Origin of the sequence: Sphingomonas sp. AX6 (assembly GCF_902506605.1) — a bacterium.
Taxonomy (GTDB): domain Bacteria; phylum Pseudomonadota; class Alphaproteobacteria; order Sphingomonadales; family Sphingomonadaceae; genus Sphingomonas.
In genome coordinates this window covers 977,525-1,003,990 of the sequence record NZ_LR733979.1, presented here as the reverse complement: position 1 = coordinate 1,003,990, position 26,466 = coordinate 977,525, and the positions used below count along the sequence as shown (strand labels likewise).

Below are 26,466 nucleotides of genomic sequence, written 5' to 3'. Positions count from 1 at the left end.
GGGAGGCGGTCGGGCCCGGTAGTCTTAGCGCAGAAGCGACAGGACGCCCTGTTGCGACTGGTTGGCCTGCGAAAGCATCGCGGTCGATGCCTGGCTCAGGATCTGTGCCTTGGCGAGCGAAGCCGTTTCCACCGAGAAATCGGTGTCTTCGATCCGGCTGCGTGCGTCGGACAGGTTGGTCACGTTCGAAGTCAGGTTGTTGACCACCGACTGCAGACGATTCTGGCCCGCACCCAGTTCGGCGCGCGTCGTGTTGATCGTCTCAAGGAACCCATCGACCGTACCGATCGCCGTGGTTGCATCGGCTGCGGTCGCAACCGTGGTTGCGGTCGTAGCGTCGGTGATCGCGGTGAAGCTCAGATCGACGGTTTCCGATGCATTCGCGCCGACCTGGATCGACACGACGCCTGCGGTGCCGGCCGAACCGTCGAACAGCACGTTGCCGTTGAATTCGGTCGTGCTCAGGATGTCGCCGATCTGTTCGGTCAGCGCGCCGACTTCGGTCTGAAGATTGGTGCGGTCGTCATCGCTGTACGTGCCCGATGCCGACTGAACGGCGAGTTCGCGGATACGCTGCAGCATGTTGGTGACTTCACCCAGCGCGCCTTCGGCGGTCTGTGCCATCGAAATGCCGTCGTTCGAATTGCGGATCGCCTGGCTCATGCCCTTGATCTGCGAAGTCATCGACGATGCGATGGCGAGGCCAGCCGCGTCGTCCTTGGCCGAGTTGATGCGTTTGCCGGTCGACAGGCGCTCCATGCTGGTTTGCAGCGACATATTCGCGACTTTCGATGCGTTTGCAGCGCGCATCGATCCGATGTTGGTTCCGATAACAGTCATTATTTGTCTCCGTTCTACTAGGTCGACCCTCCCGGTGTTCCCCCCTGAACAAATGCGGGAGCCCGAGTAGTCAGACTGTGAAACGGCCACTTGCGTCGGACCTTAAGCAATTTTTTTGACCATCCGGCGCGCCCGGATTTCCGAAGGATTTGCGCGCGCCTACGCGACTACAAGGTAAAAAACCGGCGCAACGGCTCGTCCTTTACGCCTCGTTTACCAATCATCGTGCATTCCATGCCCATCGAATTGGGGGAATGACATGGCGACGATCCATCCGACGGCGGCAGTGCGCGCAACCAACTATGCGTTGGTATCCGCGCTCCGTTCGCAAGGCATGGCGGTAGGGAACGAGGGCACCAAGCCCCAGCCCGGCGACCTGTTCCTCGCGCTCGACGGCGAAACGACGCCGGTTCCGGCCCGCACCGTCCTGATCGGTAATGGCGATCCCCAGATATTGCCCTTCGGCGACGGCGCCCCGGCGCGCGTGATCGGCGGCGTAGACGATGCCCAGCTGATCGCCGGTTTCGTTGGTGCGCTGGTCCGCCAGCCCTATGCCCCCGTCGCGGCCGATCCGCAGAGCCTGGCGCTCAACGCGCTGGCCGAACGGGTCGCGGCGTCCGACATCACCGTCCTCATCAACGGCCCCACCGGCACCGGCAAGGAAGTGCTGGCGCGCGCGATCCACATGCAGTCGGAACGCCGCGACGGCCCGTTCATCGCCATCAACTGCGCCGCGCTGCCGGAAACCATGCTGGAAGCGATGCTGTTCGGCCACCAGAAGGGATCGTTCACCGGCGCATCGTCGGGCGGTCAGGGCTTCTTCCGCGCGGCGAATGGCGGCACGTTGCTGCTCGACGAAATCGCCGAGATGCCGATCGGGCTTCAGGCCAAATTGCTGCGCGCATTGCAGGAACGCGAAGTCGTGCCCATCGGCGGGACGCTTCCTGAAAAGATCGACGTCCGCGTCATCGCCTGCGCCAACCGCGATCTCCAGACCGAAGTCGCCGAAGGCCGCTTCCGCGCCGATCTTTACTACCGGCTGAGCGTATTCCCGCTGTCCACGCTGTCGCTGGCCGAACGTGCCGGCGATATTGCCGCGCTGACCGCCGCGATGATCGTGCGTCATGGCAGCGACCGCCGCGTCCTGCCGTGGATTGACGCTGACGCGTTGTCGATGCTCCAGCGCCACGACTGGCCGGGCAATGTCCGCGAGCTGGAAAACGTCATCCAGCGCGCCATGTTGCTGGCACGGGGCGACATGATCACGCTCGCCGACATCATCTTCGACAGGCCCACCCAGCATCGCCGCCCCGAACTGGTCGCGGTGTCGGACGCCGGCGAGCGGCTGTCGAACATCGTCCAGATGAGCGAGTTCCACGCGATCCGAGAAACGCTTGCCGCGTGCGGAGGAAGCCGGATCGAGACCGCAAAGCGCCTCGGCATCTCGGAGCGAACCTTGCGCTATCGCCTCGCCAAGGCGCGCGAACAGGGCGAGGACATCGTCCAGACCCATAGCCAGGTGGTGAACGCATGAGCGGGATCGGCGGCGCATCAGGCGCAGGCGGTGCGATGAGCATCGACCGGATCATGGCGATGCGCGCCGAGATCCTGGAACGCAATTCGGCGCTGAAACGCGCCAGCTCGGGCGCTGCGACCCCAGCAGACGTGCTCGGCACGCCTGCCACCAGCGCGCCCAAACCGGTCAGCTTCGCCGACACGATGGCAAGCGCGGTCAAGGGCGTGAACGAAGCCCAGGCGCAGTCGAGCGACATGTCCGCGCGCTACGAGCGCGGCGAGGAAATCGACATCGCCAAAGTGATGATGGCCCGCCAGCAGGCGTCGGTCGGATTCGAAGCCACCCTGCAGGTCCGGAACAAGCTTCTGACGGCCTACAAGGACATCATGAGCATGCCGGTGTAATATGGAAAACGCTCTGACCCCACAGCCCGCAGGTGGCGCACCGCTTCCTCCGACCGCCAACCGGCTCTCCGATCCGATGGCGCAGGCAAAGGCGATGTTCTCGCAACCCGCGATCAAACGCGCGCTGCCGGCGATCCTGATGGTCGCGCTGCTCGGCGTTGCGGCGATTGCCTGGATGGCGCTTTCGTCGCCACCCCAGCGCATCCTGTTCGCCAATCTGAGCGACGGCGACAAGGCCGCGGTCGCGCAATCACTCGATACGGCGGGTATCGCCAATTCGATCGACGGATCGGGCACGCTGACTGTCGGCGAGGACGATTATCACAAGGCGCGGATGTTGCTCGCCAGCCAGGATCTGCCCAAGGCGGCACCCGGCGGTTACGCATTGCTCGACCAGTTGCCGATGGGCGTCAGCCGCGCGGTAGAGGGCGAGCGTTTGCGCCAGGCGCGAGAGACAGAACTGGCGCGCTCGATTTCCGAAATCGACAGCGTCGCCGATGCGCGCGTCCATCTCGCCACCCCCGAAAGCTCGGTCTTCGTCCGCGATACCGCGGCACCCTCGGCCTCGGTCATCGTGCGGCTTGAGGCGGGACGCGCCTTGTCCGATGCGCAGGTCCGATCGATCGTCAACCTCGTCGCCTCTTCGGTGCCGGGGATGAAGCCCGATTCGGTGACCATCGTCGATCAGATGGGCGAACTGCTCAATAAATCCGGTCCCGGCGGCGAAGGCGAAAGCGCGACCGACGAACGCATCGCGTTCCAGCAGCGCATCGAGGACAAATATCGCGAACAGCTCGCCAAGCTGCTGACGCCCCTGGTCGGTGTCGGCAATTTCTCCGCAGAGGTTCAGGCCGACGTCAATCTGGACGAGACCCAAGCCACGCGCGAGACGATCGATCCGAACGCCGTCGTGCGCGCCGAACAGGGCAGCTGGGCATCGGCATCGCCCAATCAGGCACCCGGCGGCATCCCCGGTGCACTGTCGAACACGGTCCCGCCCGCCAGCACGCTGGAGGCACCCGATGCCGCTGCCGATCCGGCCGCCGACCCCAATGCCGATCCTGCACTCGCCGGAGCCGCGCCCGCCGCACTTCCCAAGGCGAGCGAGGAATTCTCCCGCGCCTATGATGTCGGCAAGGAAATCTCGGTCACCCGCGCCATGCCCGGCAACATCAAGCGGCTGTCCGTCGCGGTGCTGTTGCGCGAAACCGAAGGCGCGCGTCCCCGGACCAAGGCCGAAATCGACCAGATCACCCAGCTCGTCCGCTCCGCCGTCGGTTTCGACCAGGCGCGTCAGGACAATGTCACGGTGATGAGCCGCCCCTTCTCGCCCGATGCGACCACCGGCACCGAGCCGTCCTGGTATGAGGCGAGCTGGGTGCCGATGGTGGTGCGCAACGTCACTGCGCTGGTCATCGCACTGCTCGTGCTGCTGCTGGGCGTGCGCCCGCTCGCCAAGGCGCTGATGAAGAAACGCGAGGATGCGGGCAGCCGCCCGGCGCTGGGCCGTGACAATGTCGCCGCACTCGGCGGACCGCAGGGTGCGGTCGGTGAAGACGGCCAGCCGCAACGCCCCGGTGTCAGCATCGACATGCTGGAAAATGCCCGCAGTTATGACGAGCGCGTCGGGCTGGTGAAGGGCTTCACGCGCGACAATCCCACGCGGGCCGCTTTGGCCGTGCGCGACATGATCCAGGCGGAAAACAAGCAATGAACGTGATTCCGCGCACCTATAGCGGCGTCGAACGCGCCGCGGTGCTGATGATGCTGGTCGGCGAAGAGGAAGCCGCCGCGATCCTGCAAAAGCTGGAGCCCGACGAGGTGCGCGAGCTGGGCCGAGCGATGTTCACCGTCGCCGATGTCGCAGAGCATGAAGTCGAGGATGTGCTCGACAATTTCATCTCCGCCGCGCGCGACCGCACCGATATCGGTTTCGATCCGCGTCCGCAGATCACCGGCATGATGACCAAGGCGCTGGGCCAGGAAAAGGCCGAAAGCGTGCTGGCGCGCATCACGCCGCCCGAGGCGGTGTGCGCGATCGACCTGCTCGACTGGCTGGAACCGTCGGAGATCGCTTCGCTGATCGAGGACGAACATCCCCAGATCGCAGCGGTATTGATCGCCAATCTCGATCCCGCCGTCGCCGCCCAAGTGTTCGAAATCCTGCCCGAGGCGTCGCAGCCGCAGATCCTGCACCGCGTCGCCAAATTGGGGCCGATCACGCCCGAGGCGATCGAGACGCTTAAACAGGTGCTGTCGAAGCGCATCGGCGATCGTCACGCACCCGCGGGCCTCCAGATCGGCGGCACCCGCGATGCGGCGAAAATCCTTTCGGCCGCACGCAAATCGACCGAGACGCGCGTCATGCCCAAACTCGCCAAGATCGACCGCGAAGTGGCCAAGGCGATCGAAGAGGCGATGTTCGTCTTCGACAATCTGCTCGACCTCGACGACAAGAATCTGGGGACGCTCATCCGCAGCATCGACAACGATACGCTGGTCCGTGCGCTGAAGGGCGTGGACGAGGCCGCGCGCAACCGTTTCCTCGGCTGCATGTCGGCGCGCGCCGCCGACGGCATCCGCGACGAAATGGAAGAACGCGGGCCAATGCGCCTGACCGAAGTGCTCGAATCGCAAAAGGCCGTGATCCAGATCGCCCGCAACCTGGCCAAGGAAGGGACGATCATGATGGGCGGCGGAGAAGATGATTATGTCTGATGGCTTTTCGCCGGGCTTTGCCAGCCGTATCGATGCCTCGGACGACGTCATCGCCTCCATCTTCTCGGCGCTCCCCGAATTCTCGGCCTCGGATCTGGGCGAACGCGCCCGCGTGAAGGCCGGGCGTGCGCCTACGGCGCAGCCGCCAAAGGGCTTTGCCGCGCAGGAAGCATCCGGCCCCAAACATTTTTCCCCTGCCGATCGCGACGCCAACCCGACCGAAGGCTGGGATCCGCTGGCCGCCGACCTGGCGAGCGGCAACGACCGCTTCGTTGATCCGGTCACAGAGGCGCATGAACGCGGGTTCGCCGAAGGGCTTGCGTCCGGGCTGGTCCAGAACGGCGCGGAAGTCGCGCGTGACAAGCTACTGATCGAATCGATGATCGCGGGGCTTTCGGGCGGCACCTATCTCGACCGCGATCGGCTCGCGCGCCAGTTGCGCCAGACCGTACTCGCACTCGTCACCCGCATTGTCGGGGAGACGGGGGTTTCGGGCGACCTGTTGACCGCACGCATCGAAGCCGCGACCGACCTGCTCGCCGAAGCCAACGAATCGGCATTGCTCCACCTCAACCCCGCCGACCTGCCGTTGGTCGAGGGTCGATTGCCCAAGACGGTGTTCGCCGCCGGGGACGCCAAGGTCGCCCGCGGCAGCTTCGTCATCGAATCGGCATCGACCATCGTCGAGGACGGCCCCGAACTCTGGCTCGAACAGCTCGCCGCGGCGATCGACCGCGTGCCGCTCCCGAAGTCCGAGTAAGCCATGTTGAACCGCTTCACGTCCGATTATCTGGAAGCACTCGGCTCGGGCGACTTCGCGCCGCGTCCAAAGGTGGCTGGGCGACTCGCCTCTTATGACGGCTTGCTGATGGAGGCGGTCGGCCTCTCGCTGCCGGTCGGCACGATCTGTTCGATCGGCGAAGGCGCGCAAAAGGTCGAGGCCGAAGTGATTGGGTTTCGCGCCGGGCGCACGCTGATGATGAATCTGGGCGGCCCCGCTGCCCTCCTGCCCAATGCCCCCGTCCGCCCCGTCGGCGCGCCGGGCGAGGCCGAAGTGGGTGCCGCCTTGCTGGGCCGCGTCGTCGATGGCGCGGGCAAGCCCATCGATGGCCTTGGCCCCATTCGCGGCGCGGGTTCGTGGCCGCTGGCCGGCAAGCTTCAGTCGCCGCTCGACCGCGGTCGCGTGCGCGAACCGATGGATGTCGGCGTCCGCGCGATCAACGGGCTGTTGACCATCGGCCAGGGCCAGCGCGTCGGCATCATGGCGGGCTCCGGCGTCGGAAAATCGGTGCTGCTCGGCATGATCGTCCGCGCCGCGCAAGCGGACGTGGTCGTCGTCGGTTTGATCGGCGAGCGTAGCCGCGAGGTGAGCGATTTTCTTGAGACCAAGATCGCAGGCGATGCGCGCAAACGCTCGGTCGTCGTCGCGGTCCCCGCCAATCATTCGCCGGTGCTCCGCATCCGCGGCGCGCTGCGTGCCACCGCCATTGCAGAGGGCTTCCGCGCGGAGGGCAAGAAAGTCCTGCTCATCATGGATTCGCTGACCCGTGTCGCGCATGCGGGCCGCGAAATCGGGCTGGCGCTGGGTGAACCGGCGTCCGCGCGCGGCTATCCGCCCTCGGCCATCGCGATGCTGCCCAGCCTGATCGAACGCGCCGGGACCGACGTCCACACCGGCGGATCGATCACCGCAATCTATACCGTGCTGGCCGACGGCGACGACGGCAACGATCCGGTCGTCGATTCGGCACGCTCGATCCTTGACGGGCATATCGTGCTCAGCCGTGCGTTGGCCGAACGTGGCGTCTATCCCGCGATCGACCTGGGGCCGTCGGTCAGCCGGGTGATGAACGACATCGTGCCGCGCGATCATGTCGCCGCCGCGCGCGTGCTGCGCCGTCACTTGGCGACCTATGAGGAAAACCGCGATCTGGTGCTGATGGGTGCCTATCGCTCCGGCGCGGACCCGGCGATCGACGCGGCCATCGCCTGTCACCCGACGGTGATGGAATATGTCCGCCAGGATTACGACGCGGTGGTGAATCTCGCCGATGCGACCGCCGAGTTGATCGGCGTGTTCGGAGACGCATGAGGTGGCGCGGTCGGCGAAGAAACTCGACCGCATCCTGCGGGTCCGATCGCTCCAACTCGACCTGACGCGTGCCGACGAGGTGCAGGCCGCCGATAAACTCCGCGCCGAAGCCGATCTGAAAGCCCGAATCCTGCAATTGGCCGACAATGTCGCGCCGACGCGTTCGCCGGCCCCGGCAAGCGCGACCAGCCTGATGGCGGCGGCGCATTATCGCGACCGGCTGCACCAGTCGGTCGTCGCCGCCGACCAGCGCATCGCCACTGCCAATCGCGGGCTCGACTTTGCCCGCGAGCGCACGGTCGAGGCGAAACGCGACCAGAGCGCGATCGAAAAACTGATCGCCCGCGCCGAAGCCGACGCTGCGCTTGCCGCCGTCCGCGCGCTCGAAAACAGCACGTCGCCGCTGCGTTCCAAGAATCGGCACGGTCCTTGCTGATCTCCTAGTCGAGATTTCACGTGGGGACCGAATGATCCAGTTATCCGATACCAAGGCAGCGCCCGGATTGGGCGCATTGCTCGGGCAAAAGCCGAAGGCGGGCGGTGACACCTCTGCCTTTGCGCTCGCACTCGGCGATCTTGCGGCGGAGGGACAATCCGCATTTTCAATGCCGCTTCCCCGGCAAGCGATTGCCGCCGACGGCAGTCCATTGCCGGAGGACCAGATCGAGGCCGAGACCGGCGAGGCACTGGGTGCGGAAATCGGACTCTTGCTGTCGGTGATGCCACTCGTTCCCGCTGCGCGCTCGGCGACGCCGCCCGATATCGGGATTGACGGCGCGCCCACGCTGGAGAACGCGTCAGAACCGGTCGTGCCGACGAGTGCTGCGTCGCCACGATCCTTGAATCCGGAAATAACCGCCGACAAGACGGTCGATGTTGCCGGGGCAAAGCCGCTCAACCCGGATTCGACTACGAAGCGACCCGCTACGGACGCCCCGGTACCATCGCTGGCACCCGCGGCAATTTTGCGCGCGCCCTTCGCTCGCCCCGCCGCCGATACGCCCCGACCAGCGCCGATCGCGCCCGATGCGACACCCCTGCCCGCCATCGCTCCGCCGGTTCCGCAGCCGGCGTCCGTCGATGCGGCATCGGCGTTGCGCACCGAAAAGGCTGGCATGACCGTTCCATCGGCCAATATCTCGCTCGCAGCGCAGCCCGCCAGACCGGTCACGCCGAACCTCATCCCGTCCGAAGCCGCCCTACCCGTCGCTGCCTTCGCCATGCGAGCCAATCCAGCAGTCGCGACCCGACTGCAATCGGCACCAGCAAACGCGGCATCGGCACGAGAAGGCGCGACCGTCAAAACGCTGCTCGACCCTGCCGCTGCTCGCACGCTGGCGGTAAAGGTCGAAGCTTCGCTACCAACGCCTGCCAAATTCGTGCCCATCGAACGCGCCGCCGGTGCACCGTCCGATCGCGCGGCGCCGCGCCGAGTCGCGATCGCACTCGCTGTTCCAACGACCACGACCGTTTCCGCCCTGCCGGTCACCGTGGCAGACCTGATCCCCACAGAGCAACGCCCCCGCATGAGTGCGACACCGATCGCTCCCGTGACCGATCCGGCAAGCATTGGCGTGTCGGCTCCGGTCGAGGCCGCAAGCAACGTCGCCGATCCCACCCCAATCGACACCCAGGCGACCGACTGGATCGAAGGGATGATCGAACAGATCGACGTGATGCGCGACGCCCATGCCGAAGGCGCCAGCGAAACGACGACGACCCGCATCCGCCTGTCGCCCGACGCGCTGGGCGGGATCGAAATCGTGCTGAGCGGCGAAGGCGAAGCCATCGACGTCCGCATCAACGCCGATACCAGCGCCGCGCGGGCCTTGCTGGCAGAGGCCGCACCGCGCCTGACCGACATGGCCGAGGCCCGCGGGCTGAAGCTTGGGCAGGGCGATGCCGGGCAACCCGGCCAGCATCAGCCGCAGCGCCAGCAGGACCAGGATCAACCGACGACCAATCGCGGTCGCACAACCGATTCCGCCACGACCGGCGGCAACCCCGATGAACGCATTGCTTGAGAGCGAGGAACGGTAAGATGAGTGACGAAAAGGCGGAAGCCGCCCCCAAGAAGAAGGGCAAGTTTGGCAAGCTGCTGATGGTCGGCGGCGCACTGTTGCTGTTGATCGGCGGCGGCGTGGGGGCGGGCGTCTATGTCGGCACGTCGGGAATGCTCGGCGGGGGTGCTGCCCATGCGGCAGAGGCCAAGCCCGAGCCGCAACTGGTGCCCAAGGATCAGCAGGAACGCGCGACCGTCGATGGCGCGGCGGGCGGCACGACGCCGACTCCCAAGGGCGAAGGCGGCAGCCAGTATGCCTCGACCTATTACGTCATGGAAAAGGAGTTCACTTCGAATCTCCTCGACAGCGTCCACTTCGTCCAGATGGGGATCGCGATTTCCACGCCGTACGACAAGACCGTCATTGAAAATTTAAAAACGCACGAACTCGCGGTCCGATCGGCGGTGCTGATGCAGATCGGCGAGACCCCCGAAGAGCAGGTTTTCTCGAGCGCAGGCAAGCAGCAGCTGCAACGCCGCATCGCCAAAGCGATGAACGATACGCTCCAGGAGAAGGAAGGCTTTGGCGGGATCGGTAACGTTTACTTTACCACTTTCGTTGTTCAGTGAGCCCATGGTTAACGACGGATCAACCACGGAAGAGCTGAGCGACCGCCGCGCACGTCCGCGTGGGGGCAAGGCTGCCCATGCCGAAGTGCTGGGATCGGCCAAGCTCAATCCATTTGGTGATCTGCACACCCTTCAGCATCTCTCGGCCCGGCTCGCGCGCAACCTGCGCACCGGGTTCGAACCGCTTGCGCGACAGGCCGGGCGCTGCTGGGCCGAGCCTTTGTCGGTTCAGCGCTTCAACGATTATCTCGCCGAACGCGGACCCGGCCTTGCCGCCTGGGCACCGCTTCAGATTTCGCCGGGTTCGGGTCAGGCGCTGATCGTGCTCGACGGACATTTCGTGTTCGAACTGCTCGATCTGTTCTTCGGCGGAAACGGCGATGTGCCGTCACCGATGCCCGGTGAGTTCACGCCGGCTGCCGAGACCATCGTTCGCCGAATTTCCGGGTCGATCGCCGCCTTGCTGAAAAGCGCGTGGGAGCCGGTTGCACGGCTGTCTTTCGAGCCGAGCGGCGTGGAGGCAAACGCCGCGATGCTGTCGGCGATCGACGGCGACGACGCCGTGATCGTCACCCGCTTCGGCATCGCCACCGGCAGCGCCCAGCCTGCCTGGGTCGATATCCTCTATCCGGTCAATGCGCTCAAACCGCACGGGCCGTCGCTGAACGCCAAGGTTCATGGCAAGACCGCCGAGCGCGATCCCGTTTGGCACAATGGCCTGACCCGCGCGGTCATGGGCGTGCGCTTTCCGGTGCGATCGGTGCTGGCGGAGCCGCGCATTTCGCTGGGCCGCCTGCTTGAATTGAAGGAAGGCGACGTGATCCCGATCACCATCGCCCAATCGGTCGAAGTGATGGTCGCCGCCAACCGCCTGGGCGCGGGCACGGTCGGCACCTCCAACGGCCGCGCCGCCATCCGCCTTTCGTCGATCGAACAGATTTCACCCGAGGACTTCCAATGAACGATATGTCCAGCGCCTTCCCGGTCGACGGCGCCGTCGCCGCCAATTTCCGGCTGCTTCAGGATGTCGACGTCAAACTGACGGTCGAGATCGGATCGACGCAATTGACGCTGCGCGAATTGCTGGCGCTGGGCGAATCGAGCGTCATCGAACTCGATCGCCACGCCAACGAACTGCTCGACGTGTTCGTCAACGGCACGCTGATCGGGCGCGGCGAAGTCGTCACCGTCGGCGAACGCTTCGGCGTGCGGATGACCGAACTGGTCAGCCCCGACAAGCGCATCGGACGCTAACCGCCATGATGTGGTCCTACATCCTGAAACTGGTCGTGCTGCTGCCGCTCGTCTGCGGTCTGCTGATCGGGTGCCTCTATCTGTGGCGCAAGCTTGAATCGCGGATGCCGGGGAACACCGGCGAACGGATGCTCAAAGTGCGCGAGACCATGATGATCTCGACCGGCACGCGCCTCGCGGTGGTCGAATTCGAGGGCAAGAAACTGCTCGTCTCGGTCGGCCGCGGCGGCGTCACCCTGATCGACAAGAGCGACGCATGAGCCCCTCCACCTTCCGTCACCCCAGCGAAAGCTGGGGTATCAGGCGGCTCCTTCCCGGCGCTCGGTCACGCGCCTTTCGTCGATACCCCAGCTTTCGCTGGGGTGACGTGAAAGGGGTTATTGTGACGCTCCTTGCCCTGCTGCTCGCGGTTACCCTCGCCGAACCCGCGTTCGCGCAGGCCGCACCCGCCCCAGCCCCAATTGCCGCACCCGCAACCCCCGGCACCGGCGACGCGATCGACCGCGCATTGGGCGACCTCGGCGGCGGCGAAGCACCGCTCAGCCTTTCGCTCCAGCTGCTCATCATCATGGGCCTGCTGACGATCCTGCCAAGCATTCTGCTGATGATGACCAGCTTCACGCGCATCATCATCGTGCTGGCGATCCTGCGTCAGGCGCTGGGCCTGCAACAGACCCCGCCCAATCAGGTCCTGATCGGCCTGTCGCTGTTCCTCAGCTTCTTCATCATGGCGCCGACGATGAATGCCATCAACACGACCGCGATCCAGCCCTATGCGGAGAACCAGATCGGCGCGACCGAGATGATCTCGCGCGGCGGCGAACAGATGCACGCGTTCATGCTGAAACAGACGCGCAAGAAGGACATTGAGATGTTCTCCGGGCTGGCCAAGACCGGTCCCTATGCGACGCCGCAGGACGTGCCCTATTCGGTGCTGTTGCCCGCGTTCATCACCAGCGAGCTGAAGACCGCGTTCCAGATCGGCTTCCTGATCTTTCTGCCCTTCATCATCATCGATCTGGTGGTCGCCACTGTCCTCATGTCGCTCGGCATGATGATGTTGTCGCCGACGATCATATCGCTGCCGTTCAAGCTGCTGCTGTTCGTCTTGGTGGACGGCTGGGCACTGACGATGGGCAGCCTTGCCAACAGCTTCGCGACTTAGGGATGCTGGCCCAAACCTATCCCCAACCGCCTAACCGTTGGTGTCGAGTAGGGTTCGAGCTTGTCGAGAACCCTTATCGAGACAGCGGTGCCGCGACCACCCTCCCTCGATACGCCTTCTCGACTTCGAGCCTTTGGCTCGAAGTTCATCCTGAGCGCCTGCCTTGGCAGGCAGTCGAAGGGCTCGAAGGCTACTCGGGACAAACGGATTTGAAGGTTTAGTTCGATGGACGCAGATTATTTCCTGACCATCGCGCGCCAGGCACTTTGGATTCTGGCGCTCGCATCGGCACCGATCCTGATCCCCGCGCTCGTCTCGGGTCTCGTGCTCGGCATGGTGCAGGCGGCGACTTCAATCAACGAACAGACGCTGTCGTTCGTGCCGAAACTGGCGATCGTCGGTGTCAGCCTCGTCATCTTCGGCGGGCTGATCCTGGGCTTAATCGGCGATTTCACGATCGAGATCTTCAACATGATCCCGGAACTGGTGCGCTAAGGCGATGCCGACCCTCCCGTTTGTTTCGAGCGAAGTCGAAAAACGCGTTTCGGGCACAGCGCCCGCGGCACGTTTCTCGACTGCGCTCGAAACGAACGGGTGAATAGAGGCGATCAGCCATGTTCGGCTTCGGCCTTGCGATCGAGCCTCAGCTCTGGACGTTGATCTATACCATGGTCCGCGTCGGCGCTGCGTTCGTCGCCGCCCCGATTTTCGGCGCGGTCGGTGTACCGGTTCAGGTGCGGATCATCCTGTCGGGCGCGATCGGCGTGCTGGCGATGAACGTCATGCCGATCACGCCGCCTGCGGAAATCTTTGCGATTACCACCTTCCTGTCGATCGCTGCCGAAGCACTGGTCGGCCTCGCGCTCGGCTTCGTGCTCCAGATCGCCTTCGCCGCGCCGCTGATCGCCGCCGAGGCGATCGGCATGTCGATGGGCATCGGCTTTGCCGCCGCGGTGGACCCCCTCAACGGTCGCCAGTCGCCCGCGCTCGGCAATTTCCTGTCGGTGCTGATGACGCTCCTGTTTCTGTCGGTCGATGGGCATCTGATCCTCGTCGATCTGGTGGTGCGTTCCTATGAACTCTTGCCCCCCGGCGAAGCGTGGCTCGCGCCCGAGCGGCTGCGCAACATCGCGCTGTTCGGCGGTTATGCCTTTCTCGCCGGGCTGCTGCTCGCGCTGCCAGTCGGGTTCATGCTGCTCTGCCTGAACCTGATCGTCGGCATGTTGTCGCGATCCGCGCCTTCGCTTAACCTGTTCGCAGTCGGGCTGCCCGCCAGCCTGCTTGCGGGCGTCATCGCGCTGGTCATCGCGCTGCCCGCGATGGGCGATTATATGCTGGTCATCATCGATGAAGTGCTGACCGCCACCCGCGTGCTGGTGCTCGACTGATGGCGGAGACCGCAGGCGAAAAAACAGAAGCCCCAACCCCCAAAAAGCTGGAAAAGTCGCGGGATGAAGGCCAGCTCCTAAAATCGCGCGAATTCGCAGCGGCACTTATCATCCTGATCGGTTGCGGCTGGTTGGTGATGATGGGTCCGGCGCTGATGAGCGCGTTGCAGGAAGTGATGATCACTTCCTTTTCGTTCGGGCGCGGCGATGTCGAGGATTTCCAACCCTTCCGGCCGCTTGCCGAAGCGGGGGCCAAGATGCTGCCCTCGCTCGGGGCGCTGCTCGCGCTGACGTTTTTCGGCGCGATCATCAGCCAGGCGGGCCTGGGCGCGCTGCGCTTCAACGCCAAATTGCTCGCGCCCAAGGGATCGCGGGTCAATCCCGGCTCGGGCCTGAAACGCATGTTCGGATCGCACGGCTGGATCGAACTCGGCAAATCGCTGCTGAAGGCGGTATTGCTGCTCGCGATCGGGGCGTGGATTTTGTGGGACGCGGCACCCCAGATGCTCAGCCTGGTCCGCTCCGACATCGGCCGCGCCGTCGGCGAGCTGAGCAAGACCTTCTACTTTTTGGTATTCACCATGGCGGGCGGGTTGCTGCTCATCGCCGGGATCGACGTGCCGGTGCAGATCGTCCAGTTGCTCAAGAAATTGCGCATGTCGAAGCAGGAAGTGAAGGACGAGCACAAGCAGACCGAAGGCTCGCCCGAGGCGAAGATGGCGATGCGCCAGCGCCAGCACCAAATCTTGAAACGCTCGATGCGGACCTCGGTCGGCGAAGCGCATGTCGTGCTGACCAACCCGACCCATTTCGCGGTCGCGCTGCGCTACGACCAAGGTAAGGACCAGATTCCGGTGGTGGTCGCCAAGGGTCGCGGCGCAACCGCGCTTGCGATCCGCGAACTGGCAGGCGAACTGGCGGTGCCGACGCTCGAATATCCGACGCTCGCCCGTGCGGTTTATTACACCAGCCGCGAGGGGCAGGAGATTCGCGACGACCTGTACATGGCGATCGCGACCGTTCTCGCCTTCGTGTTCGGGGTCAACGTCGCCGCGGGCGGACGTCAGCCCGACATATCGGTGCCGGAGGGCGCACGTTTCGACGAAAACGGCCTGCCGACGCCTGCAAAAGCCTAAATGTTCGGCCCGATCGGTCGTTCTACAGGGCCAAAGGGGAATTCCATGACCGTCGAGTCGATCGCCAAGACGCTGGGCACCGGTTCCGGCATCGATATTTCCGCGTTGGTCAACGGACTGGTCGATGCGAGCTTCGCCAACAAGAATGCGCAGTTCGAACAGAAATCCGAAACGCTCACCGCACAGATTTCGGGGATTTCGCGACTGAAGGACGGGATCACCGGCTTTTCGACTGCGCTGTCGTCGATCGCGCGTTCGGGTCAGCTTTCGACCCAGCCGACCAGCAGCAACGCGTCGATCCTCGGCGTGTCGCTGCTCGCGGGCGCGACCCCGCCTACCAGCAGCACCGCGATCGAGGTGCGCCAACTCGCCCAGGGCCAGGTCGCGTATAGCGGGCTGATCGCCGATCGCACCGCTGCGGTGGGACAGGGCACGCTGACCTTTACTTTCGGCAACGCCACCGTCGCGAACGGCGCGATGAGCGGGTTCACCGCAGGCGGGGGCACGCCCATCGACGTGGCGATTGACGCAAGCAATTCCAGCCTCGACGGCATTGTGTCGGCGATCAACGCCAAGAATAGCGGCGTCACCGCCAGCATCCTGTCCGACGTTAACGGCGCGCGGTTGGTGCTCAAGGGTCCGACCGGCGAAGCACTCGCGTTCGAAATGACGGTGGCGGAGGATTCCGCCGCGCCGGGACTGTCCGCACTTGCGGTCGGACGCGGCGCAACCGGCACCACCGTCGGCACGCCTGCGCGCGACGCGATCGTCGCGATCGACGGAATCGCGGTACAGCGCGCATCCAACACGATTTCCAATCTGGTTCCGGGCGTTCGGCTCGACCTCGCCACTGCCGCCCCCGGCACGATCGTCAATGTCGGCACGGCACCACCCACCGATGGCCTGCGCACCGTGGTCGAGGATTTCGTCGCCACCTATAACGACCTGGCCACCATGCTGCGCGAGGAAACCAATCCGCTGGGGGGTGCCCTGTCGCGCGATCCCGCCGCATCGGCGATGAAGCGTTCGCTTGCGGCGATCACACTCGCGCAGGTCGACACCGGCGGCACGCCCGGCGCACCGACCACGCTGGCGGCGATCGGCGTCGCCACCAACCGCGACGGATCGCTGCGCGTCGATGCCGCCGTGCTGAACCGCGCGCTGGCCGAGCATCCGGCAGCGGTCGAAAAACTGTTCAACGCCGCCACCGGCATCCCGGCAAAGTTAAGTGAGATTCAGCGCGCAAGCGTGAACACGCAAACCGGACTAGGCGGATCGGAGGCGCGCTATACCCGCCAGCAGCGCGACCTGTCCGACCAGCAGACCAAGGCGCTGGAACAGGCGGAGGCGATGCGCACCCGCATGACCCAGCAATTCGCCAGCATGGACGCCAAGGTCGCGGCGTATAAATCGACGCAAAGCTTCCTCGAGCAACAGATCGACGTCTGGAATGCGCAGCGGAATTAAACGATGACCCGCTACGCAACGGTGCTCGCCGCCGATCCCTATCAGACCTACCGCCAGATCGATCTGGCTGGAAAGACCGCGACGACCGAGCCGCACAAGCTGGTCGCGCTGCTCTACGACGAACTCATCCGCGCGTTGCGCACCGCCGCGATCGCCACCGAACAGGGCAATCAGCCCCTCAAAAGCGAGCGCGTGACCAAGGCGACGGCAATTCTGTTCGCGCTCGAATCGGGGCTGGATTTCACACAAGGCGGTGAGGTGGCGGTGACGCTGTCCACGCTCTATCGCGGTGTTCGCGCCCGCGTGATCGACGCATCGATCGGCAGCGATCCTGCACCGTTCCGCGAAAGCGCAGATATGCTCGCCGAAATCGCGGAGGCCTGGGCTTCGGTCGGCATGGCGTAACGATTGCGGCTTCCCTTCCCGTTCGTTTCAGCAAAGTCGAGAAACGTGACCGGTAGCGCCAAATCCACGTTTCTCGACTTCGCTCGAAACGAACGGATGAAATAGTCTCCGCTTTCCGCTAGCGCCACGAGCGATGACCCAGCCCCACATCGTCGCGATCGGCGGCACGCTTTCCCCGACTTCCTCGACCGCTCGCGCGCTTCAGACCGTGCTCGACGCGGCGCAGGCACGCGGCGCACGCACGACACTGCTGACCGGGGAGGCCATTGCTTTCCCGCATTACGAGCCGGAAACTGCGCGTGCGGATGCCAATGTGGCGGCATTTCTCGACACGCTGCGATCCGCCGATGCGCTGGTGATCGGGTCGCCCGGCTATCACGGCACGCTATCGGGGATGGTCAAGACGATGCTCGATCATGTCGAGCTGACTCGCCGCGATGCGCGTACCTATTTCGACGGGATGCCGGTCGGTCTGGTTGCCGTCGCGGGCGGCTGGCAAGCGGCAATGTCGACGCTTGGCACGTTGCGCACCGTCACCCATGCGCTGCGCGGCTGGCCGACGCCGCTGGGCATCGCGGTCAACAGCGCCGACGCCGCCTGCATCGATGCGCTGCCCGACCAGGCGGCGATCATGGTCGATCAGATCATGGGATTTCTGAAGGCGTGATGCGAACGCCCGGCGTCCGGTCGTCGATGCGGTACAGTGCGCTGTTCCCGTCGCGCCACACCGCCGTCATGCCACGAGTCAGCACCGGATCGTAGCGCGGCGGATCGATCAGCCAGACATAATCGAACGCGTGGCGCGGCGTCAGTTCCAGCGCCCGATCGATCGGACGCCAATATTCGCCGCGACATTTTTCCTGCGTGACGATCTGCGACGGATCATGGCTGAACCCACGGGCAATGGCATAGCGCGTCGTCAGCAACTGCCCCCCCAGCATCGACCATTGGTCGTTGCTATAGGCATAGTTTCGAACCAGTCCGATCGCCGGGATGTGATGCAGGCGAGAGGTGTACCATTGGTTGCGGCACGGCATTCCGACGAAGCTGACGACGCGGGCTCCGACCGGCAGAACGTCGAGCGCCTTCAGCTCCTGCTTGTATGACTGGTCGTAGAGCAGGAAGCTCCACGTCGTCGCCCCCGTCCGCACCAGGAAGAAGGCAAGCCCGGCCAGCGCGATCATCCCCGCATGATGCATCCCCAGCCCCGCCCTGGGCCGGAGCGAAATCAGCGCGAACGCGAACAGATAGGGTGCCAGCCGCATATCGGCATAGGCCGACCCGAACACGATGCGCGGCAACAGGATATAGACGGCGATCAGGAACAACGTCGAAATCGCCAGGTTGCGCGAATATTCGATTCGAGGATCGCGCACCCCCTTCATCAGCACCAGCCACAGCACCGCGACCGAGGCGAGGTCGAACAACTCCCATCGGTCGCGCAACACCATCAGCAACCACATCACCTTGGCCCGCACGTTGAACCAGTCCGCCGTTTGCCCCGACGAATGGCCGGTGCGCCACAAGATCATCAGCAGCGCAGGGGGCGCAAGGACGAGGCAATGCACCCCCGCCCGAACCCACGCCATCACCCAGTTCTCGCCGCGATCATGCTGGCGGATCAGCTCGGCCGAAAAGGCGAGCACGCCCAGCGTCCCCCAGCCAAAGGTGTGGGTGATCCAGATCACGAACGCGATCGGCACCATCACGATCGCGCGTAACTTGATGCGCCCCAGCCGCGCCAGCCGCAGCCACAGCGCGAACGCGTTCAACGCCAGTGCCATCGACAGCGCGAAGTTCACGAAACCGAAGTGAAAGGGATAGGCATAAACGAGCGGCAGCGCGAACAACGCCGTCGGCGGAATCCGCCCATGCACCTCGCGCGCGATCCACAGCAGCCCGATTGCGGTCAAGGGGGGGATGGCGAGGATGATCAGCTTGGTTGCGAGCTCGACCCCGAACATCGGCTCCAGCGCAACGATCAGCAGGTCGACGCCCAGATTGCCGATCAACTGCCACTGAAACGTGAACCAGTCGCCCAGCCACGGCACGTCGGCCAACGATTGCTGAACCCGGAACCGCCCCATATGCCCCGGCAGATCGACCAACGGGGCGATTGGCGGCCAGACGAGCGGGATCGCCGCCATGATCGCAGCCGCGAGCACGAACCAGCGTGTCTGCCACCAGTGAAGCCGCTCGAGCCTCTCGCTCACCAACGATCGTCCTACCGCATGCCCTTAAGGCGTGATGCGATAGAGGTGGAAGCGCGTGTCGCGCAAGGGCAGGCGCACCAATCCGGGCGGTGTCATGCCCCGGCCCAGCATGCCCGCGATGCTGTCGGGATAGCGCTTGGTCAGCCCCGCCTCCCGAAAATCGTTCGGGCAATAAAGAACGTAACGGGCATCCCAGCGGCGCGCGATCGTCGGCGCTTGTTCGATCGGCCCCAGGAAAAAGCGATAGGTGTCCATATTGGCAACATCGTTGCGGTGATAGCCTGCACCGACCGTCGCATGTCTGGTGGCACCCACCACATACGCGGCATGGTTGGTCGAAGTGAACATGATGCCTGCGGGATAACCGTCGATGGCGCGCCACGCCGAACCCTGCTTGCAACCGCGAACCTCCACCGTCGCCCGCGCCGCGCCTGAGGAGCGGATGCGATCGAGCGAGCCCGCCAACAATGTGTAGCCGATACCTGCCGACACCATCCAGGCCGCCAACACCGCCAACAACCGGAAATGACGAACACGGCGGGCCGCGGTCACAAGGCCCGCCAGCAATGCCGCCGACAGCGGCAGGCCGATGTAAATCCCGCGAAGCTGAACCGAGGTGATCGCCCCCGAAATCAGCACAACCGCCACGATCGGTGACCAGCGGCGCCACCGCCGGGGGAAGCGGACCATGACCCACAGACTGGTGATCGCCGCCGCGATCATCAGACCGCCATTGGCGACGATCGATGGCCAGGGTCGAAGCGCGAACACGCTCTTCGCTTCGCGGATGTTTGGAATGTAATTCTCGATCAGGAACGTACTGACCGTTCCATATGGCCCACGCAGGCAGGTGGGATAAGCGATGAAGACGAATGCGATCAGGGCGATGGCGACCCCTGCGCCAGCCAGACCGCGGTGCCAGACGGTCGACAGTCGGTGTGTGGCGAGCGCCAGGCCCATCGCGGCCAGCCCGATCGCCAGCGCCGCACTCGAGGATGCCGGCGTGAATCCATCGCAATAAGCCGTCGACCAGTAAATCGGTCGCATCAGCAGCACCAGCAACGCCGTCGCACCGAAAAACCCGACGCCGATGCCCGCGAGTCGCGCGCGCTCGCGCGAACCGTCGATCAGCCAGAACAGACCCGCGACCGCGATCAACATCCCGATTTGCGGTGCGGTCTCCAGGCCGACGCCCATACTCGCGGCGGCAGCGACGCCGACCGCAAGCCCGCTTAGGAAGCGGGGTCGGTGCAGCAAATACAGGGCGACGCATTGCACCGTGATGACCTGTAGCGCGTGATGGTCGATCCGGCCGGGCGAAAATAGCTGCGTCGCGGGTGCCGCGATCGCCGCAAGAATGATCGCGGCGGGCGCGGCACGCGGCGACCACATAAGTCGGGCAATGCGCCCCGACAGCAGCAGATAGAGGAAAAACAGCACCAGCGGGTAAGCGATCACCGCGAACAATTCGGCCGCCGGTCGATCGACGAACAGGTCGCCGACGAGGATCAGGGCAGCGACCCCCAGATCGTTCAGTCGCGACCAATGCATCGGCGACCCTTCGGGCGGAGCGATCCGATATTGGCGTAGATCGTGAAAAGCCTGACCGCCCAGCCAGTCGCGCACCTGCGCAAGACGCATCATGTCGTCGGTATCGGGAAGCGATAGCCAGCGCAGATCCTGCCAGTCGGACACCGCCCAGCTGGCGCTCAAAGCCGCAGCGACGACGAGTGCGAGCAGTGCATCGCGAATCCATGCCGAACGGATGGCGCTGACAGGGGGGACGACATGGATCATTGCAGCATCCGTCAATTGGGCACGGGCAACGCTTTAGCCACCAATGGTTAACCGATCTTTCAGTCCTGGCCTTTACCCCCTGATCGAGAAGGGGAGCCATGTTGAAACCAGCATTCAAACCAAATCACTCATCCGTGAGCGTCGATCATCGCGTCGAACCGGCGCGTGACGAGATCGAGCTTTCGATCGTTATCCCGTGTTTGAACGAAGCCGAAACCCTGGCGATCGTCGTTCGCAAGGCACAGGCGTTCCTGGCGACTCACGACATGTCGGGCGAAGTCATCGTCGCCGACAACGGATCGACCGACGGGTCGCGTCAAATCGCCAATGCGCTGGGCGCACGCCTGGTTGCGGTCGAGGCACGCGGATATGGGGCAGCGCTGATCGGAGGAATCGCGATCGCACGCGGACGGTTCGTCGCGATGGGCGACGCGGACGACAGCTATGACTTCCTGGGATTGATGCCGTTCGTCGAAACGCTCCGGTCGGGAGCCGATCTGGTGATGGGCAACCGGTTTCGCGGCGGCATCGCCCGCGGCGCGATGCCCTTGCTTCACCGCTATCTCGGAAATCCGGTGTTGAGCTATGCCGGCAAGCTGTTTTTCGGCGCGCCGATTGGCGACTTTCATTGCGGGCTTCGGGCATTCCGGCGCGATTCGATCGCAACACTGAAGCTCAATTCGCCGGGCATGGAATTTGCCAGCGAAATGGTGGTGAAGGCAGCGATCCATGGCCTGGATATTCGCGAAGTACCGACAACACTGGCCAAGGACGGGCGCAGTCGCCCGCCGCATCTGCGCACTTGGCGGGACGGTTGGCGTCACTTGCGCTTCCTGCTGACCTACGCACCGCGCTGGCTATTCTATTATCCCGGGGTTGCGCTCGGCGGCGGCGGAGCAATCGGTCTGGCAGTGTTGGCACCGGGCGGCTTCGCGCTGGCAGGCGTCGAATTGTCGATCACCTCGATGCTGTTTGCGGCGATGGCGCTGCTCCTCGGCGCGCAATTGCTGAGTTTCGGCATCCTGGCACGGCTATTCGGGATCGTGGCCGGCATGTGGCCAACCGGGCGCGGGACCGAGCGGTTTCGCAAATTGTTCACGGTCGAACGCGGCTGCCAGACGGGCGGCGTCCTGTTCGCAGCCGGTTGCGTGGGCCTTGCGTGGTTGGTCGCCGATTGGGCATCCGCGGGATTCGGTCCGATGAACCCCTACGCACTGATGCGCGGCGCAATTCCGTCGATGGCCGCTGCGGTGCTGGGTTTGCAGATCGTGTTCACCAGCTTCCTGATCGGACTGATCGACCCCCGGCAACGCTGAGAGGCCGGGACATGAAAAAGGGGCCGCCGCCTTGCCGGCGGCGGCCCCTTTCTAGGATGATCAGCGACTGAGAATCGTCACGAAATGCAGGCTTCGATCGAAGAGCCAGCCGAACGGGCGCGGATAGAGCCCCAGCCGTTTGCTGAAGCGATCGGTCGCCAGACCTAGAGCGCCGTAAATTCCGGCCCACTCGCGCGACGAAAGATAGTTATAGGGCAACCGCACGCCGTGCGAGACGTTGCCCACCCAATCCATGAATCGCAACGTCGCGCCGGCCGCGACTCCGTCGCGCAAGTGATCCTTGACCACCACGACTCGCGCGACGCGCGCGACTTCGGCCAGGACCGCCTGCGGATCGTCGGTATGGTGGAGGACGTCCACGATGATCGCGGCATCGAAACTGCCATCGGCGTGGGGGATGGTCGTCCCGTCGTATCGGGTGACCGGAATCGCCGTTTCGGGCCGTACCAGCACGTCGATACCTTCGATCCTGACATCGGGTCGCGATTGCATGACGAGCACCGCCAGATCGCCGCTGCCGCATCCGACATCGAGCACGCGCGCATTTTCGGGCAGCCGCGACGCGATTTCACGCGCCAGCACCTGAATGCGGCGATCGAACACCAGCTTACCGTGAACCTTGCCCAGCATTGCGCAGCTTTCCCCATAGATAGACGATCAGAAGCCCGACCATCGCCGCGAAAGAATGCGATATGGTTAACGCGCGCCTAGATGCGATCGCGCCGTCCCAGCAGCCGCAACCGCAGCGCGTTCAGCTTGATAAAGCCTGCCGCATCGCGCTGGTCGTAAGCGCCCTGATCGTCCTCGAACGTCACGACCTTCTCAGAATAGAGCGAGTTGGGCGACTTACGGCCGACGACATAGACCCCGCCCTTGTAGAGCTTCAGCCGGACGGTGCCGGCGACCTTTTCCTGGCTATGGTCGATCGCGGCCTGGAGCATTTCGCGTTCGGGCGCGAACCAGAAGCCGTTATAGATCAGCTCGGCATAGCGGGGTGCGAGTTCGTCCTTCAAATGCGCCGCGCCACGGTCGAGCGTGATCGATTCGATCCCCCGATGCGCCATCGCATAGATCGTGCCGCCCGGCGTTTCGTACATGCCGCGTGATTTCATGCCGACGAAGCGGTTCTCGACGAGATCGAGCCGCCCAATGCCGTGCTTGCGCCCGAGTTCGTTGAGTGCCGCCAGCAATGTCGCGGGGCTCATCGCTTCGCCGTTCAGCGCGATGCCGTCGCCCTTTTCGAAGTCCATAGTGATATATTCGGGCGTATCGGGCGCGTCCTCGGGGTTCACCGTGCGCGAATAGACGTAATCGGGAACTTCATCCCATGGGTCTTCTAGAACCTTCCCTTCCGACGAGGTGTGCAACAGGTTCGCATCGGTGGAGAACGGCGACTCGCCCCGCTTGTCCTTGGGCACCGGAATCTGGTTCTTCTCGGCAAAGTCGATCAGCGCGGTACGGCTGGTCAGATCCCATTCGCGCCACGGCGCGATCACCTTGATATCGGGCGCCAGCGCATAGGCCGATAGCTCGAAGCGGACCTGGTCGTTGCCCTTGCCGGTCGCGCCGTGCGAAATCGCATCGGCACCGACTTCGCGCGCAATCTCGATCAGGCGCTTGGAAATCAGCGGCCGTGCGATCGAGGTACCGAGCAGGTACAACCCTTCGTACAGCGCATTGGCGCGCATCATCGGGAAGACGAAATCGCGGACGAATTCCTCGCGCAGATCGTCGATATAGATGTGCTCGGGCTTCACCCCCATCATCTCGGCCTTGGCGCGCGCGGGCTCCAGCTCCTCGCCCTGCCCCAGATCGGCGGTGAAGGTGATGACCTCGCAGTTATAATTCTGCTGGAGCCATTTCAGGATGACGCTGGTGTCGAGCCCGCCCGAATAGGCGAGGACGACCTTGTTGATCTGATCGGTCATGGCGGGGACTCCAACGGGTCAGGGATTTGGGGCGCGCTCTATGCGGGTGCAGGCTCGGGTGCAATGGCGAGGCAGCGTTTCTCGATTTCGCTGGAGGCGAACGGGGGATTCTTCAGCGTTTCCCCCTCCGTTCGTTTCGAGCGAAGTCGAGAAACGTGTCCCACCCACACAGACTGCGGTATGACGCTAATGGAGACTCCCCATGGCCGACAACAAGACCCAACCTGGCACCGCATCGGTCGATGCCTTTATCGCCGCCGCCCAGCCGCTTGAACGAAGCGAGGACGCAAAGCTCGTCTGCGCGATCATGGAGCGGCTGTCGGGCGAGCGCGCGGTCATGTGGGGACCGTCGATCATCGGCTTCGGTTCGTGCCATTACCGATATGACAGCGGGCGCGAAGGCGACATGCCGCGGATCGGCTTTTCGCCGCGCAAGACCGAACTGGTCTTCTATCTCTCCGACGAATTTCCCGAGCGTGCAGACCTGATGGCGCGGCTGGGCAAGCATCGCACGGGTAAATCGTGCCTGTACGTCAAGCGCCTGTCTGATATCGACCTGGATGTGCTGGAGGCGCTGATTCTGGGTTCGCTCAAGGCGAGCGACGCGCGCTATCCGCGCTAGATCCCCGCATACCATTCGTAATCGGCGACATCTTCCCAATAGCCGCCCTTGCCGCCGTACAGCCCGTCGAGCGATGCCACCGCTTCGATCCGCTGAACATATTTGGCGTGCTTGTAGCCCAGTTGCCGCTCAACCCGCAGGCGCACGGGCGCACCGTAAGGAACGCCCAGCACCCGGTCATTCATCGCCCAGGCCATGATCGTCTGGGGGTGAAATGCGTCGATCAGGTCGATCGATTCATAGTATGGTCGCCCGCCCAGCGTGTCCGCACAGTGGAAGACGAGGTACTTCGCCGCAGGCTGCAATCGCGCGGCGTTCAGGATCAACGACAGGCGCGGCCCCGTCCATTTGCCGATCGCGCTCCACCCTTCGACGCAATCGTGGCGCGTGATCTGCGACCGGGCGGGCATTGCACGGACCTGGTCCATCGACAGCGACAGCGGATTGGCGACCAGCCCGTCGACGGTGATGCGCCAGTCGGCAAAATTGGCGGCGGCCTGGGCGGCATAGGCGTCGCCTTCGGGTCGCTTGGTGCCATTGGCGCGAAAGATCGGCGACATCTGGTCGGGGCGAAACTCGCGGGCCAGCGCATTGCGGTCGATCAACAGGCGTTGCAGCGCAAGATTGGCGTCCTCGCCCTTGCTCAACAACCCGCGAAAGCCCGGGCTTTCGTTCAGCCGGTCGCAGCCCGCGAGCAATCCGCCCGCGCTCGCCGCCAACCCGGCAATCAGGGTCCGACGGTGGATCATGGCTTGTCCTCCAGTGGCCGATGCTCGGGCACGCGCCACCAGCCGGTAATCATCGAGCGTAGCTCGTTCCAAACCCCCGCGAGGATGACGAGTGCCAGATGCACGACGATGAACCCGGCGAGCAGCATGGCGACGATGAAATGAATGGAGCGCGCCGATTGCCGCCCGCCAAACAGGTCGAGTAGCCACGGCCACGCCGCATTCATCCCCGGCGACATGGTCAGCCCGGTCAGGATGACCAGCGGCAGCATCACGAAGATGACGAGGATATAGCTCCATTTCTGAAGGCTGTTGTAGCGCGCGGGCTTTTTGGGATCGTGGAACCTGAGCGCCAGATGCTCGCGCACGTCATGCGCCAGATGCTTGGGCGACACGTCCTCGCGCGCCACCGTCAGGTCACGTTTAAAATGGCGGTTGATCAGGCTGGCGATCATGAAGCCGAGCAGGCCGAAGCCGAGTATCAGAGCGAAGAACAAATGCCAGCGCCGCCCGGCGGACAGGCTGTAATTGCTCGGGATCGTCAGCCAGCCCGGCACGCGACCATCGGCAAACACCATCGACACGCTGAACCACGGCTCGTCGAAATTCGCTCCGAACTGGCCCCAATAAAGGTGCGGATGGGCGTTCAGGATCATCAACCCGCTGCCCAGCAGCACGATGACTGACACCGCGTTGATCCAGTGCCACAGGCGCGTGGCGAGGCGGTGGCGATAAATGCGGGTGGGCGGGGTCATGACAGGCGCATTCGGTTGGTCGCCCGTTTCGGTTACATCCGCCATGCGGCCTCCTTCGCTGACGCCAGC

28 protein-coding genes are annotated in these 26,466 nt (G+C 64.3%); 21 read left to right on the top strand and 7 right to left on the bottom strand.

Features of this window, described 5'->3' with window-relative positions; translation table 11 throughout:
* Nucleotides 1-24: 24 nt before the first annotated feature.
* Nucleotides 25-840: a flagellin N-terminal helical domain-containing protein gene (locus tag ENHY17A_RS04950; RefSeq protein ID WP_159710613.1), complete on the bottom strand. Its 816-nt coding sequence runs from the start codon at nucleotides 838-840 to the stop codon at nucleotides 25-27.
* A gap of 259 nt (nucleotides 841-1,099) precedes the next feature.
* Between ENHY17A_RS04950 and ENHY17A_RS04945 the strand changes: the two genes are divergently transcribed.
* The 19 genes from ENHY17A_RS04945 (at nucleotide 1,100) to ENHY17A_RS04855 (ending at nucleotide 17,684) form a co-directional block, all read left to right on the top strand.
* Nucleotides 1,100-2,374, top strand: a complete 1,275-nt coding sequence (locus ENHY17A_RS04945; protein ID WP_159710611.1) for a sigma-54 interaction domain-containing protein — start codon at nucleotides 1,100-1,102, stop codon at nucleotides 2,372-2,374.
* On the top strand, nucleotides 2,371-2,760 hold the full coding sequence (gene fliE / locus ENHY17A_RS04940) for a flagellar hook-basal body complex protein FliE (RefSeq protein WP_159710609.1): 390 nt from the start codon (nucleotides 2,371-2,373) through the stop codon (nucleotides 2,758-2,760). The genes ENHY17A_RS04945 and fliE overlap by 4 nt, the downstream gene beginning before the upstream one ends.
* Nucleotide 2,761: 1 nt before the next feature.
* On the top strand, nucleotides 2,762-4,474 hold the full coding sequence (gene fliF / locus ENHY17A_RS04935; RefSeq protein WP_159710607.1) for a flagellar basal-body MS-ring/collar protein FliF: 1,713 nt from the start codon (nucleotides 2,762-2,764) through the stop codon (nucleotides 4,472-4,474).
* Nucleotides 4,471-5,478, top strand: coding sequence for a flagellar motor switch protein FliG (gene fliG, locus ENHY17A_RS04930; protein WP_159710605.1), 1,008 nt, complete (start codon nucleotides 4,471-4,473; stop codon nucleotides 5,476-5,478). The genes fliF and fliG overlap by 4 nt, the downstream gene beginning before the upstream one ends.
* Complete coding sequence (locus ENHY17A_RS04925) at nucleotides 5,465-6,238, top strand: FliH/SctL family protein (protein WP_236547755.1); 774 nt, start codon at nucleotides 5,465-5,467, stop codon at nucleotides 6,236-6,238. Before fliG ends, ENHY17A_RS04925 begins: the two co-directional genes overlap by 14 nt.
* A 3-nt stretch (nucleotides 6,239-6,241) precedes the next feature.
* On the top strand, nucleotides 6,242-7,570 hold the full coding sequence (locus ENHY17A_RS04920) for a FliI/YscN family ATPase (protein WP_159710603.1): 1,329 nt from the start codon (nucleotides 6,242-6,244) through the stop codon (nucleotides 7,568-7,570).
* Nucleotide 7,571: 1 nt separating this feature from the next.
* Nucleotides 7,572-8,006, top strand: coding sequence for a hypothetical protein (locus ENHY17A_RS04915; protein ID WP_159710601.1), 435 nt, complete (start codon nucleotides 7,572-7,574; stop codon nucleotides 8,004-8,006).
* A gap of 31 nt (nucleotides 8,007-8,037) precedes the next feature.
* Nucleotides 8,038-9,594 (top strand): flagellar hook-length control protein FliK, encoded by a 1,557-nt coding sequence (locus tag ENHY17A_RS04910; RefSeq protein ID WP_159710599.1) that lies wholly within the window; start codon nucleotides 8,038-8,040, stop codon nucleotides 9,592-9,594.
* 17 nt (nucleotides 9,595-9,611) lie between these two features.
* A complete protein-coding gene (locus ENHY17A_RS04905) occupies nucleotides 9,612-10,202 on the top strand; it encodes a flagellar basal body-associated FliL family protein (RefSeq protein ID WP_159710597.1) in 591 nt (196 codons plus the stop codon).
* Between the two features lie 4 nt (nucleotides 10,203-10,206).
* Nucleotides 10,207-11,163, top strand: coding sequence for a flagellar motor switch protein FliM (locus ENHY17A_RS04900; RefSeq protein WP_159710595.1), 957 nt, complete (start codon nucleotides 10,207-10,209; stop codon nucleotides 11,161-11,163).
* On the top strand, nucleotides 11,160-11,456 hold the full coding sequence (gene fliN, locus ENHY17A_RS04895; RefSeq protein ID WP_159710593.1) for a flagellar motor switch protein FliN: 297 nt from the start codon (nucleotides 11,160-11,162) through the stop codon (nucleotides 11,454-11,456). The genes ENHY17A_RS04900 and fliN overlap by 4 nt, the downstream gene beginning before the upstream one ends.
* Before the next feature lie 5 nt (nucleotides 11,457-11,461).
* Nucleotides 11,462-11,716 (top strand): flagellar biosynthetic protein FliO, encoded by a 255-nt coding sequence (locus tag ENHY17A_RS04890; RefSeq protein WP_159710591.1) that lies wholly within the window; start codon nucleotides 11,462-11,464, stop codon nucleotides 11,714-11,716.
* A complete protein-coding gene (gene fliP / locus ENHY17A_RS04885) occupies nucleotides 11,713-12,621 on the top strand; it encodes a flagellar type III secretion system pore protein FliP (protein WP_159710589.1) in 909 nt (302 codons plus the stop codon). Before ENHY17A_RS04890 ends, fliP begins: the two co-directional genes overlap by 4 nt.
* Before the next feature lie 225 nt (nucleotides 12,622-12,846).
* Nucleotides 12,847-13,116, top strand: a complete 270-nt coding sequence (fliQ, locus tag ENHY17A_RS04880; RefSeq protein ID WP_159710587.1) for a flagellar biosynthesis protein FliQ — start codon at nucleotides 12,847-12,849, stop codon at nucleotides 13,114-13,116.
* A gap of 119 nt (nucleotides 13,117-13,235) precedes the next feature.
* A complete protein-coding gene (gene fliR, locus ENHY17A_RS04875) occupies nucleotides 13,236-14,009 on the top strand; it encodes a flagellar biosynthetic protein FliR (RefSeq protein ID WP_159710585.1) in 774 nt (257 codons plus the stop codon).
* Nucleotides 14,009-15,145 carry an EscU/YscU/HrcU family type III secretion system export apparatus switch protein gene (locus tag ENHY17A_RS04870; RefSeq protein WP_159710583.1) on the top strand — a complete coding sequence of 379 codons (1,137 nt, stop codon included), beginning with the start codon at nucleotides 14,009-14,011 and terminating at the stop codon, nucleotides 15,143-15,145. The genes fliR and ENHY17A_RS04870 overlap by 1 nt, the downstream gene beginning before the upstream one ends.
* A gap of 45 nt (nucleotides 15,146-15,190) precedes the next feature.
* Complete coding sequence (gene fliD / locus ENHY17A_RS04865; protein ID WP_159710581.1) at nucleotides 15,191-16,612, top strand: flagellar filament capping protein FliD; 1,422 nt, start codon at nucleotides 15,191-15,193, stop codon at nucleotides 16,610-16,612.
* Nucleotides 16,613-16,615: 3 nt separating this feature from the next.
* Nucleotides 16,616-17,017, top strand: coding sequence for a flagellar export chaperone FliS (gene fliS / locus ENHY17A_RS04860; RefSeq protein ID WP_159710579.1), 402 nt, complete (start codon nucleotides 16,616-16,618; stop codon nucleotides 17,015-17,017).
* A 133-nt stretch (nucleotides 17,018-17,150) separates the two neighbouring features.
* A complete protein-coding gene (locus ENHY17A_RS04855) occupies nucleotides 17,151-17,684 on the top strand; it encodes an NADPH-dependent FMN reductase (RefSeq protein ID WP_159710577.1) in 534 nt (177 codons plus the stop codon).
* Here ENHY17A_RS04855 and ENHY17A_RS04850 read toward each other — a convergent pair.
* Entirely contained in the window at nucleotides 17,662-19,164 is a 1,503-nt protein-coding gene (locus ENHY17A_RS04850) for a hypothetical protein (RefSeq protein ID WP_236548019.1), read from the bottom strand. The two genes, ENHY17A_RS04855 and ENHY17A_RS04850, sit on opposite strands and share 23 nt — an antisense overlap.
* 90 nt (nucleotides 19,165-19,254) lie before the next feature.
* Nucleotides 19,255-21,027, bottom strand: coding sequence for a hypothetical protein (locus ENHY17A_RS04845; protein WP_159710573.1), 1,773 nt, complete (start codon nucleotides 21,025-21,027; stop codon nucleotides 19,255-19,257).
* A 134-nt stretch (nucleotides 21,028-21,161) separates the two neighbouring features.
* Here ENHY17A_RS04845 and ENHY17A_RS04840 point away from each other — a divergent pair, with 134 nt between their 5' ends.
* The gene (locus tag ENHY17A_RS04840) at nucleotides 21,162-22,343 is read left to right on the top strand and encodes a glycosyltransferase family 2 protein (RefSeq protein WP_236547753.1); all 1,182 of its coding nucleotides are present in this window, start codon (nucleotides 21,162-21,164) and stop codon (nucleotides 22,341-22,343) included.
* A gap of 60 nt (nucleotides 22,344-22,403) precedes the next feature.
* Here the strand turns inward: ENHY17A_RS04840 and ENHY17A_RS04835 are convergent, their stop codons facing one another.
* Together ENHY17A_RS04835 and ENHY17A_RS04830 are read right to left on the bottom strand one after the other, a co-directional pair.
* Entirely contained in the window at nucleotides 22,404-22,994 is a 591-nt protein-coding gene (locus ENHY17A_RS04835; protein ID WP_159710569.1) for a class I SAM-dependent methyltransferase, read from the bottom strand.
* 77 nt (nucleotides 22,995-23,071) lie between these two features.
* A complete protein-coding gene (locus ENHY17A_RS04830; RefSeq protein WP_159710567.1) occupies nucleotides 23,072-24,292 on the bottom strand; it encodes an argininosuccinate synthase in 1,221 nt (406 codons plus the stop codon).
* Nucleotides 24,293-24,494: 202 nt separating this feature from the next.
* On the opposite strand from ENHY17A_RS04830, the gene ENHY17A_RS04825 reads away from it, so the two are divergent.
* Complete coding sequence (locus tag ENHY17A_RS04825) at nucleotides 24,495-24,914, top strand: DUF1801 domain-containing protein (RefSeq protein WP_159710565.1); 420 nt, start codon at nucleotides 24,495-24,497, stop codon at nucleotides 24,912-24,914.
* On the opposite strand, the gene ENHY17A_RS04820 is transcribed toward ENHY17A_RS04825, so the two are convergent.
* Nucleotides 24,911-25,663, bottom strand: a complete 753-nt coding sequence (locus ENHY17A_RS04820) for a molybdopterin-dependent oxidoreductase (protein WP_159710563.1) — start codon at nucleotides 25,661-25,663, stop codon at nucleotides 24,911-24,913. The genes ENHY17A_RS04825 and ENHY17A_RS04820 overlap by 4 nt on opposite strands.
* Complete coding sequence (locus ENHY17A_RS04815) at nucleotides 25,660-26,442, bottom strand: cytochrome b/b6 domain-containing protein (RefSeq protein ID WP_236547752.1); 783 nt, start codon at nucleotides 26,440-26,442, stop codon at nucleotides 25,660-25,662. Before ENHY17A_RS04815 ends, ENHY17A_RS04820 begins: the two co-directional genes overlap by 4 nt.
* Between the last annotated feature and the right edge of the window lie 24 nt (nucleotides 26,443-26,466).

What these genes read in the sequence shown, in the direction of transcription:
- ENHY17A_RS04950 (WP_159710613.1), bottom strand. Translation starts at nt 840, where the DNA reads ATGACTGTTATCGGAACCAACATCGGATCGATGCGCGCTGCAAACGCA.
- ENHY17A_RS04945 (WP_159710611.1), top strand. Translation starts at nt 1,100, where the DNA reads ATGGCGACGATCCATCCGACGGCGGCAGTGCGCGCAACCAACTATGCG.
- fliE (WP_159710609.1), top strand. Translation starts at nt 2,371, where the DNA reads ATGAGCGGGATCGGCGGCGCATCAGGCGCAGGCGGTGCGATGAGCATC.
- fliF (WP_159710607.1), top strand. Translation starts at nt 2,762, where the DNA reads ATGGAAAACGCTCTGACCCCACAGCCCGCAGGTGGCGCACCGCTTCCT.
- fliG (WP_159710605.1), top strand. Translation starts at nt 4,471, where the DNA reads ATGAACGTGATTCCGCGCACCTATAGCGGCGTCGAACGCGCCGCGGTG.
- ENHY17A_RS04925 (WP_236547755.1), top strand. Translation starts at nt 5,465, where the DNA reads ATGATTATGTCTGATGGCTTTTCGCCGGGCTTTGCCAGCCGTATCGAT.
- ENHY17A_RS04920 (WP_159710603.1), top strand. Translation starts at nt 6,242, where the DNA reads ATGTTGAACCGCTTCACGTCCGATTATCTGGAAGCACTCGGCTCGGGC.
- ENHY17A_RS04910 (WP_159710599.1), top strand. Translation starts at nt 8,038, where the DNA reads ATGATCCAGTTATCCGATACCAAGGCAGCGCCCGGATTGGGCGCATTG.
- ENHY17A_RS04905 (WP_159710597.1), top strand. Translation starts at nt 9,612, where the DNA reads ATGAGTGACGAAAAGGCGGAAGCCGCCCCCAAGAAGAAGGGCAAGTTT.
- ENHY17A_RS04900 (WP_159710595.1), top strand. Translation starts at nt 10,207, where the DNA reads ATGGTTAACGACGGATCAACCACGGAAGAGCTGAGCGACCGCCGCGCA.
- fliN (WP_159710593.1), top strand. Translation starts at nt 11,160, where the DNA reads ATGAACGATATGTCCAGCGCCTTCCCGGTCGACGGCGCCGTCGCCGCC.
- ENHY17A_RS04890 (WP_159710591.1), top strand. Translation starts at nt 11,462, where the DNA reads ATGATGTGGTCCTACATCCTGAAACTGGTCGTGCTGCTGCCGCTCGTC.
- fliP (WP_159710589.1), top strand. Translation starts at nt 11,713, where the DNA reads ATGAGCCCCTCCACCTTCCGTCACCCCAGCGAAAGCTGGGGTATCAGG.
- fliQ (WP_159710587.1), top strand. Translation starts at nt 12,847, where the DNA reads ATGGACGCAGATTATTTCCTGACCATCGCGCGCCAGGCACTTTGGATT.
- fliR (WP_159710585.1), top strand. Translation starts at nt 13,236, where the DNA reads ATGTTCGGCTTCGGCCTTGCGATCGAGCCTCAGCTCTGGACGTTGATC.
- ENHY17A_RS04870 (WP_159710583.1), top strand. Translation starts at nt 14,009, where the DNA reads ATGGCGGAGACCGCAGGCGAAAAAACAGAAGCCCCAACCCCCAAAAAG.
- fliD (WP_159710581.1), top strand. Translation starts at nt 15,191, where the DNA reads ATGACCGTCGAGTCGATCGCCAAGACGCTGGGCACCGGTTCCGGCATC.
- fliS (WP_159710579.1), top strand. Translation starts at nt 16,616, where the DNA reads ATGACCCGCTACGCAACGGTGCTCGCCGCCGATCCCTATCAGACCTAC.
- ENHY17A_RS04855 (WP_159710577.1), top strand. Translation starts at nt 17,151, where the DNA reads ATGACCCAGCCCCACATCGTCGCGATCGGCGGCACGCTTTCCCCGACT.
- ENHY17A_RS04850 (WP_236548019.1), bottom strand. Translation starts at nt 19,164, where the DNA reads ATGGCGGCGATCCCGCTCGTCTGGCCGCCAATCGCCCCGTTGGTCGAT.
- ENHY17A_RS04845 (WP_159710573.1), bottom strand. Translation starts at nt 21,027, where the DNA reads ATGATCCATGTCGTCCCCCCTGTCAGCGCCATCCGTTCGGCATGGATT.
- ENHY17A_RS04835 (WP_159710569.1), bottom strand. Translation starts at nt 22,994, where the DNA reads ATGCTGGGCAAGGTTCACGGTAAGCTGGTGTTCGATCGCCGCATTCAG.
- ENHY17A_RS04830 (WP_159710567.1), bottom strand. Translation starts at nt 24,292, where the DNA reads ATGACCGATCAGATCAACAAGGTCGTCCTCGCCTATTCGGGCGGGCTC.
- ENHY17A_RS04825 (WP_159710565.1), top strand. Translation starts at nt 24,495, where the DNA reads ATGGCCGACAACAAGACCCAACCTGGCACCGCATCGGTCGATGCCTTT.
- ENHY17A_RS04820 (WP_159710563.1), bottom strand. Translation starts at nt 25,663, where the DNA reads ATGATCCACCGTCGGACCCTGATTGCCGGGTTGGCGGCGAGCGCGGGC.
- ENHY17A_RS04815 (WP_236547752.1), bottom strand. Translation starts at nt 26,442, where the DNA reads ATGGCGGATGTAACCGAAACGGGCGACCAACCGAATGCGCCTGTCATG.